The organism is Streptomyces sp. NPDC055287 (assembly GCF_053646035.1).
This window is the reverse complement of sequence record NZ_JBSHNE010000016.1, coordinates 31,528-51,554: the sequence shown is the minus strand read 5'-3', so window position 1 is coordinate 51,554 and position 20,027 is coordinate 31,528. Positions and strand designations below refer to the sequence as shown.

Sequence of the window (20,027 nt, the reverse complement as noted above, 5' to 3'; positions counted from 1 at the left end):
ACGGAACGAGAGGTGTTCCCCGTGGCGCAGAGCGATCCCGACCGGCTGCCGGACGAGACCGCGGCCTCGATGCTGGAGGCGCTGTTCACGCAGTCACCGATCGGCCTCCATCTGCTGGACACCGACCTGCGCGTCGTGCGGGTCAACACCGCCACCCCTGTCATGCGGCGTGTGCCCCTGGATGCCCTGCGAGGCCGCCCGTTCCGCGATGCGTACAACATGCTGGAGGACGACGACATGGAGGCGCTCCTGCGCGAGGTGCTGCACACCGGAGCCCCCCTCCTGCGGCACATCGTCCGTGCACGTATCAAGGGGGACCCGCCGCGAGAACGGCACTTCGAGGTCAGCGCGCTGCGCCTGGAGGGAGCGGCCGGCTCGGTCATCGGCGTGGCACTCACCGCCGTCGACGTCACCGAGCGGGAGCGGGCCCGTGCCCGCACCGGCGTGCTCGACTCCGTGCGCCGCCACGTGGGGCGCACGCTGGATCCGGCAGTGACCGGAGAGGAACTCGTCGCGGCCGTGGTCCCCGCGTTCGCCGACATCGCGATCGTGGAGGCGGTGGACGCGGTGATACGCGGCGACGACCCGCCGGTGGCCCCGCTGCCCCCGGGCACGCCCATGATGCGCACCGCGTTCCGCAGCAGCCGTACGAACCCGCCGCAGGCCCGTCCGGTGGGCGATGTCCGGCGCCTGCCGGCTCCCACGCCCTTCACCCAGGCCCTGACCGATCTGCGGCCGCGTGTGGTTCAGTTGCTTCCGTCCGCGCCATGGCTGTCCGTCGATCTGCCGGTCGCGGAGGCGATCCGCTCGTCGGGGGCCCATTCTCTCCTCGTCGTCCCCCTGGCACTGCGCGACGCACCCCTGGGCATCGTGAGTCTGTATCGCACCGGGGACTCGCCCCCCTTCGACGACGGCGACCAGGAGCTCGCGGCGGAACTGGCCGCGCACACGGCGCTGTGCGTCGACAACGCCCGGCGCTACACCCGGGAACACACCGTCGCCGCCACAGTCCAGCGTCAGCTGCTGCCCCGGCGGCCGGAGACCCACGCGTCGCTGGAGACCGCCTACCTCTCCGTCACCGGTGGGGACCCCGGCGCCTGGTACGACACGATTGCCCTGTCCAGCGCCCGCACCGCACTCGTCGTCGGCAAGGTGCTGGGAAAAGGACTCAATGCGGCCGCCACCATGGGGCAGCTACGCACCGCCATCCGCTCCCTGTCGGCGTTCGACCTCACCCCCGACGAGCTGCTTGCCCGCCTGCAGGACACGGTGCGGCAGCTCGCCGCCGAACGGGCCCATCTGCCGCACGCCGATCCGCTGCATCGCGAAACGCTCACCGCCGACTGCGTGTACGCCGTCCACGACCCCCTGACCGGCACCTGCACAACGTCCGCAGCAGGTGATCTGGCGCCCCTCGTCGTCCGCCCGGACGGCACCGTCATCGCCCCCGCCACACCGGCCGGACCTCGCCTGGGCACGGTGGAGGACGCACCCTTCGCGGCCACCGTCACCGACGTGCCGGCCGGCAGTGTGCTGGTCTTCACCAGCGACCCGGGCCTCACTTCGTCCCTCGCGGAAGCGGCAGGGCCCTTGCCGTCGACTCCGAACTACCGCGACCGCCCGCTCCAGGACCTCTGCGACTCCCTCGTCTACGCACTCCCGTCCCGTCACGGCGCCGACGATGCCGCCGTGATCGTCGCGCGCACCCGCTCCTTCCCCCGCGACCGGTTCGCCGCATGGCCACTCGACCACGACCCCCAAGCGGTGGCCGTCGCCCGCGAGCACATCCGCGAGCAGCTCGCCGCCTGGGACGTGGACAGCGAGACCGCCTTCAACACCCGCCTCATCGTCAGCGAACTCGTCACCAACGCGGTCAAGTACGGCAGCCCGCCGCTCGAACTCCGCCTCATCCATGACCGCACGCTGACCTGTGAAGTGCGGGACGCCAGCTTGGGCGCACCGCGCCTGCGTCACGCCAGCACGGTCGACGAAGGCGGGCGGGGTCTGTTCATCATCGCGCAGCTGGCGCAGGCCTGGGGCGTCCGGTACACGGCACCGGGCAAGACACTCTGGAGCGTGCAGACTCTGCCCGGCGTCACGCGTCCGGACGGCTCGCTGTGATCCGAGCAGTTTCATCACCGGCTTGGCGACCGGCTTGGCGATCACACTCGAACCGCTGCCGGCCATGACCTGCTGCACGACGTATCGGCACGGTCGACCGGCGGCATGGGGTCCCTGATCCAGCCGTGGGGACTCGTCGCGGCCGGGGCCGCAACGGTCAGGACCATCTACCCACTCGATGACAGCCGGTTACCGCAAAGACCGCAGCGCAGGCCGGCTCGACAAGGCGGCGCGTCGTCGGTCGACGCCATGCGGGACGGACCACCGGCAGCGGCGTCATCCGGATGCCGCGATGACCTTGCGTACGTTCTCCAGGCTCCCGCACCCCTCCTTGAGCAACCGCTCACGCTCGCGGGCGAACGCCTCACCCAGCTCCGCGCGCCGCTCGTCCGCGACGAGTTCCCTGGCGTGGTTGAGGAGCGTACGTTCCTCCTCGTCCAGATGATGGGTGATGGCCTCGGACAGCTCCTCCAGCTTCTCGTCCCAGTCCTGCGAGCCCACCTCGGACACCTCCAGGAGGGCCGCCAGCGCCTTGTTGCCCTCGGTGTGTTCCTCTTCCCCGTGGTCGACCTCGTCGTTGTCGACCTTCCGGTAGCGGCGCAGCGCCGGGTAGACCTCCGCCTCCTCGGCCTCGCCGTGTGCGATCAGCAGATCCGCGAACTCCCTCAGCGCGCCGGCCCGGTCCTCCTCCACACTCCGCATCGCGCGGAAGAGGTCCTCCATCCGCCGGTGATCCCGCGTAATCAGCTCCACCACGTCGGTCACGTCGCCTCCTGCCTTGTGCGAGTACGTCGACCGATCGCCTTCCCCGCAATCCGCACGTCATCCGCGGGCTCACCCAGCGACCGGAGAGGACCCGATGTCCACCACTCGCGCCAGCGCTGCGCGCAGCGCGTCGGAGCCGGAGAGCGGCGACGGCAGCACTGCCGTGAACGACATGTCCCAGGCCTGCTGCCGCCCACCGACCCCGGCTGTACTTCCCGCTGTACGCCGCATGCGTGGAGCTGGGCGTGCCCTTCTGCCGCAGGTGGGGCACACCGGCCCGCTCAAACCTTCCGAGACCGGGCGGCGCCTACACAGCACGCCGCTACCCCGCTGAACTGGTGGAGTACCGGGGGGCCTTCCCGGGGATCAGACGCCACAGCCCCGTCAGGTCGGCCGTGCCGGTCGCGTACAGGACGTACACGGTGCCGTTCGAGGCATGGACTAATAGGTCTCCCGGTCCGAGGTGGTGCAGGCTGATCCGGGCACCGCGTTCGCCTTCGTCGTCGGCGGAGCCGACGACGGCATCGTGCGCTGGGGCTGGCGCTTCCGCGAGCAAGGCAGGGGCAGCGTCGTCCAGCAGTCCTGGCAGCTGCTGCGCACCGATCCGGTCCTGGGCGACACGCGCGAGGACATCCAGGCGCTGCGCGACCACATGGCCGACAGCGCGGAGTCCACTCTGCTCGCCCTGGCGGAGTGGATCGCCGGCCACCGCACTCACTGACTCCTGGCCCCGGCCCGTCCGGCGCACGGCTGGCGCCGGACGGGCCGGACGGGATGCGGCTACTAGGGTTCGGGGGTGTGATTTCCGCTCGACGCCCCGGGGCACCGCTTCCCTCTTGTCGCCACCGGCTGTGCTGCTGTGCTGCTGTGCTGCGAGAGGCGACGGACCTCCTGGACCTCCCTCTGCCGTCCGACGGCCACCTGCTGTTCTTCCACGACCCCGCAGACATGGAAGACGATGGCGAGGTGATGTACGTACCCGCCGGAACAACCGTCGCGGAGCGACATGGCTGTGTGATCCCGTGGGAGGATCTGGCCGCCCTGCGCTTTGCCCGAGTACGAGTCATCGCGGACCTGGACGGCTGAGCCGAGGAGACGCCGGTCCGGCAGTTGCTCCAGGACTTCCCCGACGGTGCCGAGCTCCTCGACGACTTGGCGGGCGCGCACCGGGTCGTGCGGAGCCAAGGCCGGGCCGACTTACGTGTCCGGTTCGGGGAACGGCGGGAAAAGCAGGGTCAGTACGGCATTGCTGCCCCATTTCGGCACTACCTCCTCGGTCCCCTTCCCGGCCGTGGCGGCATCTCCTCATCGAACTCGCTCATCGCACTCGTCGTGATCAGGAACCTAACTACCACCTCTGACAACACACTTCGGTCGTACAGCCATGCAGCCACGCGGCTCACGTGGTCCGATCAGAGGGGCGACGGAGCGTGAATTGCGCCAGGGCCGCCGGCCGGTGCGGTGACCGGCGGCCGATCGCCCGGGCGTTCCGGGGGTAGCACATCCCGCCAGCCGGCAAGCGACACGGCCCTCCGCCACCCATCCGGTCCGCGTCCGGGCGGCCGGACTCCGCACCGGCCGGCGCGTAGCGGGAAACAGGACCGGTCGCGCCGGGGAAACGCCCCGAACGGCGGCGGCCGCAGGATGGACCGGCCGCGCATTTCGATCACCGGACGCAGTCGAATTGATCGTGAATAGCGCTGCCGAGACCTATGCGTTTCCGGCCTTCGCCGAATGCGTGCCAGGCATCGAGTGCGGCTGAAAGCACGCCCGTTCCAGCCGTCGCGCCGTGGCCGAAAGGGCCTCTTATCGGTGTCGCCGGCATCTGCTTCAGTGAGGTCTGTTGCGCGCCCGACAATTGGAGGAGGCTCCATGGCTGAAGTAAGAAAAGTGGTCAGGCCCGCGGTCACCGCGTCGTCCCGGCCTTGCGCGTTCGTGTCGCCCGACAAGGGCAACGCTCCGACGATCACCCCGGTGCGGAAGGACGTACAGGCTGCCCCTGTCACCGCTGAGCAGCGGAAACAGGACTCACCCGCCTGAGCCCCGACGCACCTCCTGGGCCCGCCGGCGACGGCTGGGTCTTCATACGCCGCAGGCCGGCACGCTTGTGCCCGCCTGCGGCGGCCGATTGTTCCCATGCCTTGCCGGATGCTCCGATACGCAGGGAGAGGCCTGTCCATGCCGAATTCGATCTATCAGTCCTCGCGTTACGCCCGTACGCTGCGTTCCGCCGAAGATCGCGATTTCACCTCTTTCGGCGGCCGTCTCGGTACGTATGGCGGCAGCGAACGCACCATGGCCTTTCATTCCCTGTACGGAAATGCGCGGCTGGTCGACCGGGACGTTGTGGAGCTGCTCAAGGACGCGGCGGACGGCATGACATTGGAGCAGTTGCGGGAAAGGATCGACGAGGCGTCGCTGCGCGATCTCATCGACGCGCGCTACCTGGTGGAGGCAGGCCGCGACGAGGCCGAGGAGATCAACGCACTGCTGGAGAGCCGGCAGTCCGTACTCAGCAGCGGTGTCTTCCACTCCTCCATCCAGCTCGTGCTGACGAACGCCTGCAACTTCTCCTGTCAGGGCTGCTTCGCCTACAACTTCGACGGCGGTGTGGAGGAGCGCAACACCTCGGGAGAGAGCGTGAAGCCCGGTCCCGTTCTGGTCGAACTGCGCCGGTCGCGTCCGGACTCCGGGCCGACGCTCGCCAAAGGCGACTGGAACCATGGTTCCGACTCCGGCCGCAACCCGTCCATGCACATGTCGCTGGAAGTGGCGGAGAAGACCGTCAAGGAGGCCATCGCCCTGCGCAAGGCCAACGGGGGCGGGCACCTGACCGTCTCCTTCTTCGGCGGCGAGCCGACACTGGCGCGGGGCACCATCCTGCACGTGCTGCGCACCTTCGGGGACAGTCACGAGGGCGTCTCCCTCTCGTACGACCTGACGAGCAACGGCTCGCGCATCGACGACGAGCTGCTGGCCGCGCTGGCCCGGCACAAGGTGGACACCACCGTCTCCATCGACTACCTGGTGCCGGAGACGGGCGAGTTCCGCGGCGGGCAGCAGCAGCGGACCCCCTGGCCCGTGGTGCGCAAGGCGATCCTGGACATGAAGGCCGCCGGGGTGCCGGTCAGCATCACCACCGTGCTGTCCCAGTTCACCTGGGACAAGTGGGGTACTCCGCTCATCGACTTCGTCGCCGAGGCCGGTCTCGACTCGCTCGACGTGATCGTGTCCTTCCAGGCCAAGGAGTTCTTCGAGCGGCACAGCCCGCACGACGTGGCCCAGCGACTGCTGCACGCGGTCGACTACGGGCGCGAGCGCGGCGTACAGCTCAGCGGGTACTGGTACCAGACGTTCCAGATGATCATCGACGAGCGCAAGTGGGCCGCCCAGGCCGACTACAAGACCTGCCCCGCCGTGGGCCGTCAGCTGTCCATCGAGCCCAACGGCAGCGTCTTCGCCTGCAAGGCCACGGCCCGCAAGCTCGGCACCATCGACGACTGGCGTGGCATCTTCGCCTCCGACGCCTACCAGGACTACGGCATGCGCGCGTACACCAACGGCCCCGGCTGCCAGGGCTGCGAGCTCCAGGGCACCTGCTCGGGCGGTTCCGCCGGAGCGCTGGAGGAGGAGAACGGGTCGATCCAGCTCATGTCACCCGGCTACTGCGCCTACATGCGCGAAGTGGTCCAGGGGCTGCTGGAGCGGCACCACGCCCAGACCGCCGCCTTCGCCTGACGCCCCCGAGAGAGAGCGGTACGGTTTCGTGGCAACGATCGGAATGCACTTCGGCCATGACGCGGGCGCCGCCCTGACCCACGCGTCGGGCTACCACGTCATCGAAGCGGAACGGCGCCTGGGCCTGCGCCATGTGTGCGGCGGCAACGAGCAGTTCGCGCGGACCGCCGCCGACTGGCTGGCCGAGCTCCGGGCCAGGGCCGACTCACCGGTGACCCGTATCGCCGTGGCCGACTGGTACACGCCGGTGTGCCGCGTGCTGCCGTCGGCGCTGGTCGAGCTGGTCGGCAAGAACGCCTGGTGGGCGCGGCCCGGCGGCAACCTCCTGAACGCCGTCGTCCGCCCGGTCGACCTCGCCGGCTGGCCACTGGCCGAGGGCCTGGGGGACGTCGGCCTGACCGTGGTGCGCCACCACTACGCGCACGCGGCCCTCGCGTACTACACGTCGGGGGCCCGCAAAGCCCTGGTGATCGCCCTGGACGGCACCGGCAACTACGCCGAGAACGGCATGGTCTGCCTCGGTGAGGGCGACCGGCTGACCCCCGTACTGTCCTTCACCAACCGGTCGGGCCCGCGCTTCGGCCTCGTCTACGAGGCGTTGGCCCGGCGCGTCCACGGCAGCCAGTTCGACACCGGCAAGCTGCTGGGACTGTCGGCGACGGGCGAACCGGACCCCGCGCTGCTTCCCGTGCTGCGCGCCATGCTCGTACCCCAGGGGGCGAGAACCCGCTCTCCGGACCTGTACGAACCCCTCGACGCGGACATGCTGGCCGGGACGGCCCTGCGCTACGCCGACAGCTGGTGGGAGTACGACCCGGACAGCGGCGGATACCTCGACGCGGGGCTGGCGGACTCCTCGGACGACGACGTGGTGCACTCCTACGGCTCGGTGTTCCCCGACGAGATCCGTACCGCTGACGGCAGGCGGACCGAGGTCGGGCACAGCCCCGACGACCGCACCTGCCGGGACCTGGCCGCCACGCTCCAGGCGGCCGTCGAACGCGACCTGGTGCACCTGGTCACCGGCATCAGCCTGCGCTTCCCCGGTTACTCCACGCTCTGCTACGCGGGCGGCTGCGCGCTCAACATCACAGCGAACAGTGCCCTGGTGGAGTCGGGACAGTTCACCCGCGTCCACGTCCCCACCTGCTGCGACGATTCCGGGATCGCGCTCGGAGCGGCCCTGGCAGCCGCCGATCCCGCGGAGCGCCCGGCCCTGGCGGCCGGTCCGCCGGGGGCCCAACTTGCCTACGCGGGCTCCCCGTTGGTGGTCGGCGACGGCGGGGCGCGGAACTCGGCGCTGCGCGCCGGACGCGCCGTACGGGCCTGGGACACCGAGGCCGCGTTCATCGAGGCGGTGGCGGAACTGCTGGCCGCGCGCAGGTGCGTGGCCTGGCTGGAGGGTGGCATGGAGACGGGGCCGCGCGCCTTGGGCCACCGTTCCCTGCTCGTCTCCGCGCACTGGCCGGGAGCCCGGCAGTACGTCTCCCAGACGATCAAGGGACGGGAGTGGTTCCGCCCGGTCGCGCCGCTGTGTCCCGCGGAGGACGCCGAGCGGTACTTCGCCGGGCCCCTGGACCACACGGACACCATGTTGTTCGCCGTACGCGTCAGGCCGGAGCGAGCCGAACCGCTCGGCGAAGTCCGGCACATCGACGGCACGGCGCGGCTCCAGACGGTACGGCCCGGCACTCACCCCGCACTGCACCGGCTCTGCCGGGCCGTCGGCGGCCGTACCGGCCTGCCCGTCCTGATCAACACCAGCGCCAACGGCGGTGGCCGTCCCATCCTCAACCACCTGGACGACGCCCTGGAGCTGCTGGCCGGCACCGAACTGGACGCCGTTGTCCTGCCCGAACAGCGACTGGTCATCGAGTGAACAGTCGCCCGAGCAGTCGCCCGACCCGTTGCCCCAGTCGTTGCCCGAACCGTCATCCGTCATGGCCCTGCGGGGAGTTGTCCGAAAGCGTGCTGGTGAACCCCTCCGCCGTATTCGACCATGTGGGGGCGCTTCACCCGTCGGAGGTGCGTCCGTGAACACAGTCCAGCTGAGGGACATACGCAAATCGCTGAACCTGCGGGTGCTGTCCCCGCAGGACTGGGACCAATGGACCACCGAGGGCTACGTGGTGGTCCGGGAAGCGGTGCCGGAGGACAACGTCACCCGGCTCACCGAGGCGCTGTGGGCTTTCCAGGACATGCGGCCGGACGACCCGTCCACATGGTCGTCGGCCCACACCGGCAACGAGCGGCTGCCCGGGCACAGCGGCCTCGTCGAGATGTACAACCACCAGGCGCAGTGGGACAACCGGCAGACCCAGCGGGTCTACGACGCCTTCGTCGACATCTGGGACCGTACGGACCTGTGGGTGACCATCGACTTCGCCAACGTCAACCCGCCCAACCACGGCTCCCGCGCCTTCGGCGGTTTCGTCCACTGGGACGTGGACACCTCGGTCGATCCCCTCCCGGTGAGCTGCCAGGCCGTGCTCACCCTGACCGAGGGCAACGAGGACATCGGCGGCTTCCAGTGCGTGCCGGAGATCTTCACCGAGTGGGACGCCTGGGTGAAGGGGCAGCCGGAGGACCGTGACCCCTACACCCCGGACATCACCGGCTACAGCATCACCACCCCCCGGGTGCACCCGGGCGACCTGATCATCTTCAACAGTCTCCTGCCGCACGGAGTGCACCCGAACGTCTCCCGCGACGCGGTGCGGATGGCCCAGTACATCTCCATGGCCCCGGCCTGGGAGGAGAACGAGACGCTGCGGGAGGCGCGGGTCCGGTTCTGGCGCGACCGTGTGCCGCCGCACCCCCCGGAGGGCGGACTGCGCAAGGAGGAGCACACCATGTACGGACCGGCCGAGCTGACCCCGCTCGGTGAACGGCTGCTGGGTCTGCGGGGCTGGCATGAGTGAGCCGCGCCACCGGGTCGTGCCGCCCGGGGCCCGTCGGCATGCGGGGAGAGGACTTGGTTAGCGCCACCCCTGAGACGTCCGCCGCCCGGCCGGGTCTCGGGCGGCCGTTCCGGTGGCTGTGGGCGTCCACGGCCGCGTCCAACGCGGGCGACGGCGTCACCCGCACACTGCTGCCCCTCCTGGTGGTGGGCAGCCATCCGGAGCCGGCGGCGGTCGCCGGGCTGACGGCGGTCAACATGCTGCCCTGGCTGTTGTTCGCCCTCCCCGCGGGGGTGCTGGTGGACCGTCTGGACCGCCGGCGCATCGTGCTGTGGAGCAACCTGCTGCGCGGCGCCGTGCTGCTGGGCGCGATGGCGGTGCTCGCCGGGGACCGCCCACTCGCCGTCCTGTACGCGCTCGCGTTCGTCCTGGGCATCGCCGAGACCCTGGTCGACACGGCTGCGCCCGCGATGCTTCCGCGCATCGTCGGCTCGCGGGAACTGGAGCGGGCCAATGGCCGGCTGTCCGCCGCGCAGATCGTGTTCAACGAGATGGCGGGGCCGCCGGTCGCCGGCCTGCTGGTCGGCGTCGCCGCGACGGCGGCGCTGGCCACCGGCGGGGTGCTGTACGCCATGGCCGCCGTCCTGCTGCTGGGCCTGGTGACGGCGAAACGGGAACGGTCCGAGCCAGCGCCCGGCGCACGCGCGGAACCCGTCCTCACCGGGATCCGGGCCGGGTTGCGCTTCGTCCTCGGCCACCGGACGCTCCGGCTGACGCTGGCGGCCAGCGCACTGTACGGGCTCGTCTTCTCCGCCACCTTCTCCATGCTCGTCCTGCTCAGCCACCGGACACTCGCGCTGGACGCCACCGGTTACGGGCTGCTGCTGGCGGCCGGTTCCCTGGGCGCGGTGGGCGGCAGCTGGCTCGCCCCGAAACTGGCCGAGCGACTGCCCCCGGTCCGGCTGGCCCGCTGGTGCCTGGTCGCCTCGGGGCTCGCGTACGCCGCTCTGGGCCTGGCCCGCACCCCGGCGCAGGCCGCAGTCGCGCTGCTGTGCAACGGCGTGTTCATGATGGGCTGGAACATCCCGGTCATGTCCCTGCGGCAGCGGCTGACGCCCGAGGAGTTCCAGGGCCGCGTGATGAGCGTGTCCCGGCTGTGCGCCTGGGGCGCCATGCCCGTCGGCGCGACTCTCGGCGGACTGCTGGCCGAGGCCCTGTCCGTACCGACCGTCTTCGTCATCTGCGGTTGCGCCCTGGCCGCCGGTGCGCTGCTGCTGCTCGCGCCGCTGGGCAGGGACGGTCACGACGGCCCGCCCGTGAAGGGCGCGCCACGGGCACCGCACAACTCCGATCCCTCGATGAAGGAGTGAACCCTTGACCGCTGAGCCCTACGACACCGTGATCGTCGGAGGCGGGCCCGCCGGCCTGAACGCGGCTCTGTACCTGGGCCGTTCACGCCGCCGCGTGCTGCTCGTCGACTCCGGTGACGCGCGCAACATGGCGGCGGGCGTCATGCACAATGTCCTCACCAACGACGGGGTGGACGTCGCCGACTTCCGCGCCCGGGCCCGGGCCGAACTCGGCGCTTACGACGTGACGTTCCGGGACGACGAAGTGGTGTCGGTGGAGCCCGACGGTGATCACGTGGTGACCACGACCAAGGAGTCCGGCACGTTCCGCAGCCGCACCCTGCTCTACGCGGCCGGCGTACGCTCCGAGCTGCCTCCCGTACCGGGACTGGAGGCCCTGTGGGGCAAGTCGGTGTTCGAGTGCCCCTACTGCCACGCCTGGGAGGTACGCGGCAAGACGTTCGGCGTGTACGGCGGCGTCGTCCCCAGCGAGTGCCTGGCGGCCACCCTGACCGTCTGGTCCGACTCCCTCACCTACCTTTCCGACCGGCGGGAACTCCCCGAGGACGAGCGTGAACGGCTGACAGCGGCGGGCATCCCTACGGTCGCCGACAAGATCGCGGGGGTCTCGCCGCACCCGGAGGGGGTGGCCGTGGAACTGGAGGACGGCCGGTCGCTGACCTTCGGCGCGCTGTTCCTCCACATGGACACCGAACCGCGCGTGGCGCCCCTTCGTCCCTGGCTGCGGAGCGACGACCTGGAGTCCGTGCAGACCGACGAGCGCGGGCGCACCCAACTGCCCCGGCTGTACGTGGCGGGGGACCTCGGCAAGAACATGCAGCAGGCCGCGATGGCCGCGGCCAGCGGGGGTCTTGCCGCCATGGCCATCAACGCGGATCTCGTACGGGAGGACCGCCCCGGCTCCCTGCCGGCCCCGCCGCCCGCTCCGTCGCCGTAATTCCCCCGCACTCCCCGCGTCCACCGACCGGCACCCAGGGACGGGAGACCCGCCGCCGTGCAATCACCCCGAGCACAACTCGCGCCGCAGATGGAGCACTACACCTTCGTCCTGGAGGACCAGCCGTACGTGGGCTACTTCCAGTACGGCAACGAGAACACGCCGGTCTACAGCACCGACGAAAACGGCTTCCGCGTCACCCGGGGCCCGGGGGACGCCGTGGCCACTGTCTCGGGCGAACGGCCGCCCGGCCCGGTACGGCTGCTCGCCGGCAGCTCGGCGACGTTCGGCGTCGGGGCCTCCGGTGACGCCGCCACCGTGCCCTCGCGGCTGTGGACGCGTCACGCGCCCCGGCTGCCCTGGCTCAACTTCTCGGGCCAGAGCCACAACTCCGCGCAGGAGCTGATGCTCCTCACCCTGTTCCAGCAGCACCTGCCCGAAGTGGCGGACATCGTGCTGTTCTCCGGCGTCAACAATCTCGTGCTGAGCAGGCTCCCGGCGGAGCGGCAGGGCCGCCACGGCGCGTTCTTCGAGTGCGGCGCCGCCCCCGACACCGTACCCACGCCGCGGGAGCGGATCGACCGGGCGGCCGGTCTCACCGTGCGGCACCTGAGTACGTGGAAACTGCTCTCCACTGCCCTGGGCGCACGGCTGACGTTCGTAGTCCAGCCACTCGCCCCCTGGGTGCGGGAGGAGCCCACTCCGGAGGAGAAGCTGCTCTTCGACGAGCTGGACGACGTCTCCAACTTCCGTCGGCTGCACAACGACATCTCCACCATGGAGGTGGGCCGGAAGTATGCCGAGGTGATCGGCGAAGGATGCGCCGGGCTGGACGTGCCCTTCCTGGACATGAACGCCGCGCTGGCGGAGGCCACCACGCCAGACGAGTGGCTGTTCATCGACCGGGTCCACTGCACCGACCTGGGCTACGACGCCGTCGCCCGGCTGCTCGCCGAGCACCTCGACCTCACCTGAGGAGCCACCCATGCCCGTGATCCGGCGACTCCTGGACAGGCTGCGGCGCCGGCCGCCCACCGCGGCCCGGCCGCCCGAGCCGCCGTCCCGTACGCCCCGCCAGGACCGTCGGTCCGGGGGGCTTCGGCCCCAGTCCGAGGACGACGCCTCCATCTACCCGCTCTTCTGACCGGAACCGCGGCCTGCGGCACCGGACCGAGGTGTACGAGGAACGGAAACGGAGGGCACCGATGCCGGAACTGATCCTGGGCGTCTCGGCGTACTACCACGACAGCGCGGCAGCCGTCGTGGCGGACGGCGTCCCCCTGGCGGCGGCCCAGGAGGAACGCTTCAGCCGCCGCCGTCACGATCCCCGCTTCCCGGTCCAGGCCGTCGACTACTGCCTCAAGGCCGCCGGGGCGAAGCTGGGCGACGTCGCCGCCGTCGCCTTCTACGAGGACTCCCCCCTCAAGTTCCGGCGGGTCCTCGCCACCTGGCTGGCGGCCGCGCCCCGCGGCTTCCCGGCGTTCCGCGACGCCTTCCCGCAGTGGCTGGGCTGGAAGCGGAACGCCACGGAGGAGGTACGGCGCAACCTGAGGGCGCAGGCGGGCGACTGCGGCACCCTGCCACCCGTCGTCACCGGGCGGCACCACTCCTCGCACGCGGCTTCCGCCTTCTACCCCAGTCCGTACGAGTCGGCGGCCGTACTGTGCGTCGACGGCGTCGGCGAGTGGGCGACGACCAGCATGTGGCACGGCCGGGGTACGCGGCTGACTGCCCTGGGCGAGCTGCGCTTCCCGCACTCTCTCGGCCTGCTGTACTCGGCGTTCACGTACTTCTGCGGCTTCAAGGTCGACTCCGGCGAGTACAAACTCATGGGCCTCGCACCGTACGGGACCCCTCGCTACGCCCGGCTCATCCGCGAACGGCTCATCGACGTCAAGCCGGACGGATCCTTCCGCCTGGATCTGCGCCACTTCAGTTATCTGTACGGCCGGGTGATGGTCGGGCGCGGCTTCGAGGAGCTGTTCGGCGGGCCGCGCCGGGAGCCGGAGGGCCCGCTCACGGAGCGCGAGTTCGACCTCGCGGCTTCCGTCCAGCAGGTCACCGAGGAGGTGATGTTGCGGCTCGCCGGGACCGTGCGCGAGCGCACCGGGGAACGGCGCCTGTGCCTGGCCGGCGGGGTGGCCCTCAACTGCGTGGCCAACGGCAGGATCGTGGCGGAAGGCCTCTGCGACGAGGTGTGGGTCCAGCCTGCGGCCGGTGACGCGGGAGGCGCCCTGGGGGCGGCCCTCGCCGAGTCCCACCGGCGTGGTGCTCCTCGCGCCCATGTCGGCCGGCGCACCGACGCCATGTCGGGGGCGCTGCTCGGGCCTGCCTACGCCGCCGAGGAGATCGCGGCGTTCCTGGAACGTCGGGGCATCCCGTATGCCCGCCTGTCCGGGGACCGGCTGGCCCGGCGGGTGGCGGCGGACCTCGCCGGCGGGCGGATCGTCGGCTGGTTCCAGGGCCGCATGGAGTTCGGACCGCGGGCGCTGGGGGCGCGCTCGATCCTCGCCGACCCGCGTGATCCGCACACGCAGTCCACGCTGAACCTGAAGATCAAGTTCCGTGAGTCCTTCCGCCCGTTCGCTCCGGCGGTGCTCAGTGAGGACGCCGGGCGGTGGTTCGACCTCCACCAGGAGAGCCCGTACATGCTGCTGACCGCCCAGGTGGCGGCGGAGCAGTGCTGTGACGACGACGGCGCGGGCGCCGGTTCAGGTTCTGATGCCGTTTCCGGTACTGATACCACTTCCGGTTCTGGTTCCGGCCACGGCCTGACGGGGCTCGACCTCCTGCGGGTCCGGCGGTCCACGATCCCGGCGGTCACGCACGTCGACCGGTCGTCCCGCGTGCAGACGGTGGGCCCGCACGACAACCCGCCGTTCCGCCGGCTCCTCACCGCGTTCCGGGACCTGACCGGCTGCCCGGTGCTGGTCAACACGTCGTTCAACGTACGGGGCGAACCGATCGTCAACACGCCGGAGGAGGCGTACACGTGCTTCATGCGCACCGGGATCGACCTGCTGGTGCTCGGCGACTTCCTCCTGGAGAAGGAGGCCCAGCCCGCGTGGCGGGAGGAGGGGGACGACTGGCGTGAGGCGATCCCGATGGACTGACCCCCTGCGCCGACCGGCGCTCGCCGCCCTCTACTTCCTCGTACTCACTCCCATCGGCCTGTGTGTACGGTTGATCCGCGACCCTCTGCGACGCTCCTGGCACACCTCCTCCCCCACGTACTGGGACCACCGTGAACCACCCCCCGACAACCAACAGAGGCTCCGGGGAGGCGATCCGGGGCGGGGAAAGGGTCAGGCCCCGACGGGGGCCGGGGCCTGACGTGGTGCGCGGTCGGGGCAGTGCCCGAGTGCGACAGCTTTAGAAGTCGTCGGCGCCGTTGCGCAGCTCGTGACATGTCGCAGCGCGCCCGCCGTTCACGCGTTCGCGGCGGCTCTCCGTAAGGCCGTGCCGACGCGCGACGCCGCGCTGCCCCGTACGGACGGTGCACAGTTGGTGTCCACGAAGCCGCTCGATCGGCCGAAGCTGCGGGTGCGCATCAACCGCCGCCGTCTCCTGGGCACTGCGTATGCACTGGTGAGCAGCGTGTACGTGCTGGTGGCAGGACTCCTGCCGAACACCCTGCAGTACGTCCACCTGTTCACCGATGCCCACGGTTCCTCACGTGAGCACCGGGGCCCCGGGCGCCGGATCGGGTGGAGCACACCTACGACCCACTGAGACTCGACCTCTCCCAGGTGGGTCGTCGTACCGGCCGACGGTTGGCCGGCGGTTGGTCCTCGTCGTGCTCCTGGGAGGACCGTTGCCTTGACCGGTGCGGTCCTCGTGGCGCGAGGGCTCAGCGCTCCGATGACTAGTGCCTGCCGCTCGTACGGCGCTCAACTCGCTGAGCACGTCTCGTCTACTGAGCCGGGCCGGCCTGCCACTCCCGCGCGATCCCGCGCAGCATCGAGGGGAACACCACCCGGTGCCGCAGAGGCCCGATCGCGGTCATGTACGTCTTCCCGATCAGACCATTGGGCTTCACCAGCACGGCCAGCTGACCGCGGTAGCCGCCGGTCTCGTCCTGGACCCAGCCCATGTGCATCACCGCGTGCACGGTTCGGTTGGCCGCCTCCGCCGCCCACTCGTCGTCCGTCAGGTAAAGAGAGGTGAACGGGACTCCCCGGAACTCGGGTCCGGGTGGCGCGTCACGGAGGTCTGTCGGCAACCGGTCGCGCAGTGTCGGCACCCGGGAGCCGAGGCCGGAGTCGGGGTCGTCCCAGCCGAGGAGTTTCCCTAGCTTCCAACGGATCGCGAAGAGCGTACGGGCGACGACGGAAGGGTTGTCGGACGTGTCGCCCGAGACGAACTGTCGCACCAGCCGCGGAAAGTCGTCCGGCCCGCCGGGCGTCGACAGCGCCCACACGTCCTCGAGTCGGAAGTCGGACGTGATTTCGTGGATGCGCCAGGGCCGGGAGGTGTGTGCGGTGGACGGGAGCTTCATGTCCGGGAGCTTCATGTCATGGCCCTCCGTGGTCAATGGCGTCTGACGGCAAGGGGATCGAGTCCGAGTACGCCGGCGGCAGCGCCGGCCACGAGTGACTCGTCGTGTGGGATCTGGCCGGCCAGGGCGATCGACGTACCCTCGATCGCGCCGACGAAGGCGAGTGCGACGGCCGAGGCCGGCGGGCCCTCGGGGATCGATCCGGCCTCGCGTGCGGTTTCGATGAGGCCGAAGCAGTGCTCGACGAGCTCGCGATAACCCTGCTCGATCTCGCGCCCGACCGGATGATCTTGACCGGAGAATTCCAGCCGGAGCGCGATCGCCACCCGAGCGATGTCACGTCGGCAGAAGACGACGTGACCGCGGGCGAGAGTGAGCAGCGCCGCGACCGGGTCCGACTCCTGCTCGACGAGTCGGCCCACTTCCTGGTCCCACGTCTCCATGACCCACTCGATCACGGCCAGGGTGAGGGCCTGCTTGTCCTTGAACTGGTGATAGAGCGCGCCGCGTGTGTACCCGGCGTCCTTGGCCACCTGCTCGAGGACGAGGTTGCCGTAGCCGTAGCGGGACAGATTGCGTGCGGCCGACTCGAGCAGCACGGTGCGGGTGCGCAGGCTGCGATCGGCCTGGGTCAACCGCTCTTGTGTCTTGTCGCGCATGCCTCGCTCCGCTCAGTCGGCCGAAATCTTGCTCGTGATCAACTGCCGTGCCGCGCGCCGATGACCGATGCCGACGACCGCCCAGACAAGTCGGGCAAGCACCGGCCGCCGGTAGTGGAGGACACTGGTGAACATTCTCCGGGCCGGCTCGATCCGGCGCCCCACAAGGACGACGCGCATCAGCGGCAGGGACGTCTCGAGACGGACGACCTCGGCGCTGGACTCGACGATGCGAAATCCACCTGCCTGGTCCGCCGACTCCGCAGGCGCACTGCTGACCCCCAGCAGCCCCGCGACCCGGTCCACCCACTTCGGTGTGGCGTCCAACCCGGCCAGGACCCAGGTTTCGGGCGAGTGCGGGTCCGGTTCGGAGAGACGAAGTTCGAAGGCATCGGCGTAGTCGTAGTGCTGATCCGCGGCGATCGGGTCGGTCACTTCGACCTGACGTACCTGTTGCGCCAGCTGGTTCCCCATCTCGCTTTCCTCCCCCAGGAGTTGACTTCTTCGCATCATACATACATGCACGCATGTATGTAACTGTGGGAGTGGTAGCGGCGTCAGGGGTGAACAGCCGGAGCGCGTTCGGCTTTGCCGCCGAGGCGATGGATACGATCTGGCGACCGGACCGGCTCCACACGCCGGTGTGGGCCTCAGCGGTCTCGCCCCTGTGCGGCCCGAGCACCTTCCTTGAGGTCCCGTCACGCCTTTCACATGCAGGTGGCCCCGCGAACCCTGGGGGGGTGGGTTCGCGGGGCCACTTCGCGCTCAGACGGTGGGGGTTCCGTCTGCGCCGGGGGGATCGTTGGTGCTGGTGCCCCATGGAGGCGACATCATGCACACATCCGTGACTGCTGTGACAGTTGCTCTCGCCGACTCGACGGACAGCAACATTCGTCAGGTCCACGGCCAGGCGTGCGGCCTTCGGCTGGACCGGCACCAGGGCGCGACACAGCAGAACGCACCGGCCCGCTGCACGCGCATGGCGCCTGGGAAAGTTCGTCGTCCTGCGCCGGGCGGCCCTGTCCGTCAGGGGCGGTCTGCACGGCTTCTGGCCAGGGCGAAGAACGCCCACATGCCCGTCGCCGAGCGGCCGCACAGTGACTGTCGACATCGACAAAGGCCGGCAGTGAGGCGAAGGGGGGTGCCGCAACCAGGCGCGGCTCAGCGCGGGTCGCCGTACGAGGCCTCTTCCATCGCCCCGAGCAGCAGCTGGAACTCCGCGTCGTCCACCGCGTGGGTCACTCGCCCGAGCTGCACCGGGCACCGGCTCACCAGGGACGCGGCGAACTCCAGGACGGCCGTCCGGCTCCTGGACGCACCGCGCGACCACCCCGGAGTCTTCAGGAGCTGCCCCACTCCGTCCCAGTCGACCGTGGGATACCGGCCGGAGAAATCGACCAGCGGGTGATCGACCGCGGCCGCGAGCTCCTCGTCGTCGGCCAGACGCCGCAGCCAGTAGCCGTCGCTGTGAGCACCCAGCAGCTTCGTCGCCGCCCGCATCGGCTCGTTCACCACCCCTTGCAACAAGCTTTCGGCAAGCTCCTCACCCGTCGTACCGCCACTGACCACAGTCACCGGCGTCTCCTTTCGTCGCGGTGTCGGGGCCCGCGAGAGGCGGGCCCCGACTTCACTGTGCGCCGCGGCACCGGCCGACCTGCGGCGAACACGCCGGAGTGTCCACCGGACGCCGCCCCAGTGCTCGCACCGGCCATCGCTCGTCGTCAGCCGTCAGCCGTCAGCCGTCGAGCATGGGCGAAAATCAGTGGGCGTGCCATCTATCCAACCGGCACAATGCGACCATGAACGACCCGCTCGACGACGACCCCGACGCCCCCACGCCGGCCCCGGCGGCAAACTGGACCACCACGCCCATCACCGCGAACCTCCTGCGCGGCGCCCTGCATCTGGAGCGCACCGAGCACGGAGTGCTGCCGCACCGACTGCCCGCCCGGGCTCGTGCGCAGTGCGCCGACGGGCAGCTGCTCATGGCGCAGGCCCAGCCCTCCGGCGTGCGGCTGGTGTTCCGCACGCGGGCCACCGCCATCGAGCTGGACGCGCTCCGAACCAAGAACGCCTACCAGGGCGCCCCACCCCGCCCCGACGGCGTGTACGACCTGCTCGTCGACGGCCGGCTGGCCGGGCAGGCCAGTGTGACCGGCGGCAACGTCCTCATGGTGGACATGGCCACCGGGTCCGCCGAAACCCGGCCCGGACCGGTCGGCACCGTCCGGTTCTCCGGCCTCCCGGACGGCGTCAAGGACGTCGAGATCTGGCTGCCGTACAACGAGATCACCCAGCTGGTCGCCCTGCGCACCGACGCCCCCGCCGATCCCCTGCCGGACGAGGGCCGCAAGAAGTGGCTGCATCACGGCAGTTCGATCAGTCACGGCACCGACGCCGCAAGCCCCAGCACCACCTGGCCCGCGCTGGCCGGCTCCCTCGGCGGCGTAGAACTGACCAATCTGGGCCTGGGCGGCAGCGCCCTGCTCGACCCGTTCACCGCCCGCGCCCTGCGCGACACCCCCGCGGACCTGATCAGCGTCAAGATCGGCATCAACCTCGTCAACACCGACCTGATGCGCCTGCGCGCCTTCGGTCCCGCGGTGCACGGCTTCCTCGACACCATCCGCGAGGGACACCCCATCGCGCCGCTCCTGGTCGTCTCCCCCGTCCTGTGCCCCATCCACGAGGACACTCCCGGCCCCACCGCCCCGGACTTCAGCAACCTCGGCGCGGGAAGGCTCCAGTTCCGGGCCGCGGGTGACCCCGCGGAACGCGCCGGCGGGAAGCTGACCCTCAACGTCATCCGGGACGAGCTCGCCCGCCTCGTGCAACGGCGCGCAGCCGACGACCCGAACCTGCACTACCTGGACGGCCGCGACCTCTACGGCGAGGCGGACTTCGCCGAACTGCCGCTGCCCGACCAGCTCCACCCGGACGCCGCCACCCACCGACGCATCGGTGAACGCTTCGCCGCCCTGGCCTTCGGATGCGGCGGCCCCTTCGCCGCCGCGCGGGCCTGAAGCGCGGCGGCGGTGA

General features: G+C 70.5%; 19 protein-coding genes and 1 pseudogene. 14 read left to right on the top strand and 6 right to left on the bottom strand.

The window, feature by feature from the left end; genetic code table 11:
• Positions 1-21: 21 nt before the first annotated feature.
• Positions 22-2,121 (top strand): SpoIIE family protein phosphatase, encoded by a 2,100-nt coding sequence (locus ACWIHY_RS24080; RefSeq protein WP_454377733.1) that lies wholly within the window; start codon positions 22-24, stop codon positions 2,119-2,121.
• 276 nt (positions 2,122-2,397) lie between these two features.
• Here the strand turns inward: ACWIHY_RS24080 and ACWIHY_RS24075 are convergent, their stop codons facing one another.
• Positions 2,398-2,877 (bottom strand): hemerythrin domain-containing protein, encoded by a 480-nt coding sequence (locus ACWIHY_RS24075; RefSeq protein WP_454377825.1) that lies wholly within the window; start codon positions 2,875-2,877, stop codon positions 2,398-2,400.
• Positions 2,878-3,352: 475 nt separating this feature from the next.
• Between ACWIHY_RS24075 and ACWIHY_RS24070 the strand changes: the two genes are divergently transcribed.
• Both ACWIHY_RS24070 and ACWIHY_RS24065 read left to right on the top strand, forming a co-directional pair.
• A complete protein-coding gene (locus ACWIHY_RS24070) occupies positions 3,353-3,607 on the top strand; it encodes a hypothetical protein (RefSeq protein ID WP_454377732.1) in 255 nt (84 codons plus the stop codon).
• A 146-nt stretch (positions 3,608-3,753) separates the two neighbouring features.
• Positions 3,754-3,972, top strand: coding sequence for a hypothetical protein (locus ACWIHY_RS24065; protein ID WP_454377828.1), 219 nt, complete (start codon positions 3,754-3,756; stop codon positions 3,970-3,972).
• A gap of 36 nt (positions 3,973-4,008) precedes the next feature.
• Here the strand turns inward: ACWIHY_RS24065 and ACWIHY_RS24060 are convergent.
• A pseudogene (locus tag ACWIHY_RS24060) lies at positions 4,009-4,053 on the bottom strand (hypothetical protein); the annotation flags it as partial.
• Positions 4,054-4,758: 705 nt separating this feature from the next.
• On the opposite strand from ACWIHY_RS24060, the gene ACWIHY_RS24055 reads away from it, so the two are divergent.
• The 10 genes from ACWIHY_RS24055 to ACWIHY_RS24010 all read left to right on the top strand — a co-directional run bounded on the left by ACWIHY_RS24055 (position 4,759) and on the right by ACWIHY_RS24010 (position 15,563).
• The gene (locus ACWIHY_RS24055; protein ID WP_454377731.1) at positions 4,759-4,926 is read left to right on the top strand and encodes a hypothetical protein; all 168 of its coding nucleotides are present in this window, start codon (positions 4,759-4,761) and stop codon (positions 4,924-4,926) included.
• A gap of 138 nt (positions 4,927-5,064) precedes the next feature.
• Complete coding sequence (locus ACWIHY_RS24050) at positions 5,065-6,624, top strand: radical SAM protein (RefSeq protein WP_454377730.1); 1,560 nt, start codon at positions 5,065-5,067, stop codon at positions 6,622-6,624.
• A 28-nt stretch (positions 6,625-6,652) separates the two neighbouring features.
• Positions 6,653-8,503 carry a carbamoyltransferase C-terminal domain-containing protein gene (locus ACWIHY_RS24045; RefSeq protein ID WP_454377729.1) on the top strand — a complete coding sequence of 617 codons (1,851 nt, stop codon included), beginning with the start codon at positions 6,653-6,655 and terminating at the stop codon, positions 8,501-8,503.
• Between the two features lie 154 nt (positions 8,504-8,657).
• Entirely contained in the window at positions 8,658-9,545 is an 888-nt protein-coding gene (locus ACWIHY_RS24040; RefSeq protein ID WP_454377728.1) for a phytanoyl-CoA dioxygenase family protein, read from the top strand.
• Between the two features lie 53 nt (positions 9,546-9,598).
• Entirely contained in the window at positions 9,599-10,894 is a 1,296-nt protein-coding gene (locus ACWIHY_RS24035) for an MFS transporter (RefSeq protein ID WP_454377727.1), read from the top strand.
• A 4-nt stretch (positions 10,895-10,898) separates the two neighbouring features.
• Positions 10,899-11,831, top strand: coding sequence for an NAD(P)/FAD-dependent oxidoreductase (locus tag ACWIHY_RS24030; protein ID WP_454377726.1), 933 nt, complete (start codon positions 10,899-10,901; stop codon positions 11,829-11,831).
• 57 nt (positions 11,832-11,888) lie between these two features.
• Positions 11,889-12,806 carry an SGNH/GDSL hydrolase family protein gene (locus tag ACWIHY_RS24025; protein ID WP_454377725.1) on the top strand — a complete coding sequence of 306 codons (918 nt, stop codon included), beginning with the start codon at positions 11,889-11,891 and terminating at the stop codon, positions 12,804-12,806.
• A gap of 10 nt (positions 12,807-12,816) precedes the next feature.
• The gene (locus ACWIHY_RS24020; protein ID WP_454377724.1) at positions 12,817-12,975 is read left to right on the top strand and encodes a hypothetical protein; all 159 of its coding nucleotides are present in this window, start codon (positions 12,817-12,819) and stop codon (positions 12,973-12,975) included.
• 61 nt (positions 12,976-13,036) lie between these two features.
• Entirely contained in the window at positions 13,037-14,944 is a 1,908-nt protein-coding gene (locus ACWIHY_RS24015; protein WP_454377723.1) for a carbamoyltransferase family protein, read from the top strand.
• 346 nt (positions 14,945-15,290) lie between these two features.
• Positions 15,291-15,563 carry a hypothetical protein gene (locus ACWIHY_RS24010; protein ID WP_454377722.1) on the top strand — a complete coding sequence of 91 codons (273 nt, stop codon included), beginning with the start codon at positions 15,291-15,293 and terminating at the stop codon, positions 15,561-15,563.
• A 181-nt stretch (positions 15,564-15,744) separates the two neighbouring features.
• Here ACWIHY_RS24010 and ACWIHY_RS24005 read toward each other — a convergent pair whose 3' ends face one another.
• The 4 genes from ACWIHY_RS24005 to ACWIHY_RS23990 form a co-directional block, all read right to left on the bottom strand.
• Complete coding sequence (locus tag ACWIHY_RS24005) at positions 15,745-16,344, bottom strand: DUF2867 domain-containing protein (protein WP_454377721.1); 600 nt, start codon at positions 16,342-16,344, stop codon at positions 15,745-15,747.
• Between the two features lie 17 nt (positions 16,345-16,361).
• Positions 16,362-16,988: a TetR/AcrR family transcriptional regulator gene (locus ACWIHY_RS24000; RefSeq protein ID WP_454377720.1), complete on the bottom strand. Its 627-nt coding sequence runs from the start codon at positions 16,986-16,988 to the stop codon at positions 16,362-16,364.
• A gap of 12 nt (positions 16,989-17,000) precedes the next feature.
• Entirely contained in the window at positions 17,001-17,462 is a 462-nt protein-coding gene (locus ACWIHY_RS23995; RefSeq protein WP_454377719.1) for a hypothetical protein, read from the bottom strand.
• A gap of 687 nt (positions 17,463-18,149) precedes the next feature.
• Positions 18,150-18,563, bottom strand: coding sequence for a hypothetical protein (locus ACWIHY_RS23990; RefSeq protein ID WP_454377718.1), 414 nt, complete (start codon positions 18,561-18,563; stop codon positions 18,150-18,152).
• A gap of 224 nt (positions 18,564-18,787) precedes the next feature.
• Here ACWIHY_RS23990 and ACWIHY_RS23985 point away from each other — a divergent pair, with 224 nt between their 5' ends.
• Positions 18,788-20,011, top strand: a complete 1,224-nt coding sequence (locus tag ACWIHY_RS23985) for a GDSL-type esterase/lipase family protein (RefSeq protein WP_454377717.1) — start codon at positions 18,788-18,790, stop codon at positions 20,009-20,011.
• The last annotated feature ends 16 nt before the right edge of the window (positions 20,012-20,027 follow it).

Coding starts and splice junctions, on each gene's coding strand:
- ACWIHY_RS23985 (WP_454377717.1), top strand. CDS start 18,788: ATGAACGACCCGCTCGACGACGACCCCGACGCCCCCACGCCGGCCCCG.
- ACWIHY_RS24015 (WP_454377723.1), top strand. CDS start 13,037: ATGCCGGAACTGATCCTGGGCGTCTCGGCGTACTACCACGACAGCGCG.
- ACWIHY_RS24000 (WP_454377720.1), bottom strand. CDS start 16,988: ATGCGCGACAAGACACAAGAGCGGTTGACCCAGGCCGATCGCAGCCTG.
- ACWIHY_RS24005 (WP_454377721.1), bottom strand. CDS start 16,344: ATGAAGCTCCCGGACATGAAGCTCCCGTCCACCGCACACACCTCCCGG.
- ACWIHY_RS23995 (WP_454377719.1), bottom strand. CDS start 17,462: ATGGGGAACCAGCTGGCGCAACAGGTACGTCAGGTCGAAGTGACCGAC.
- ACWIHY_RS24050 (WP_454377730.1), top strand. CDS start 5,065: ATGCCGAATTCGATCTATCAGTCCTCGCGTTACGCCCGTACGCTGCGT.
- ACWIHY_RS24055 (WP_454377731.1), top strand. CDS start 4,759: ATGGCTGAAGTAAGAAAAGTGGTCAGGCCCGCGGTCACCGCGTCGTCC.
- ACWIHY_RS24020 (WP_454377724.1), top strand. CDS start 12,817: ATGCCCGTGATCCGGCGACTCCTGGACAGGCTGCGGCGCCGGCCGCCC.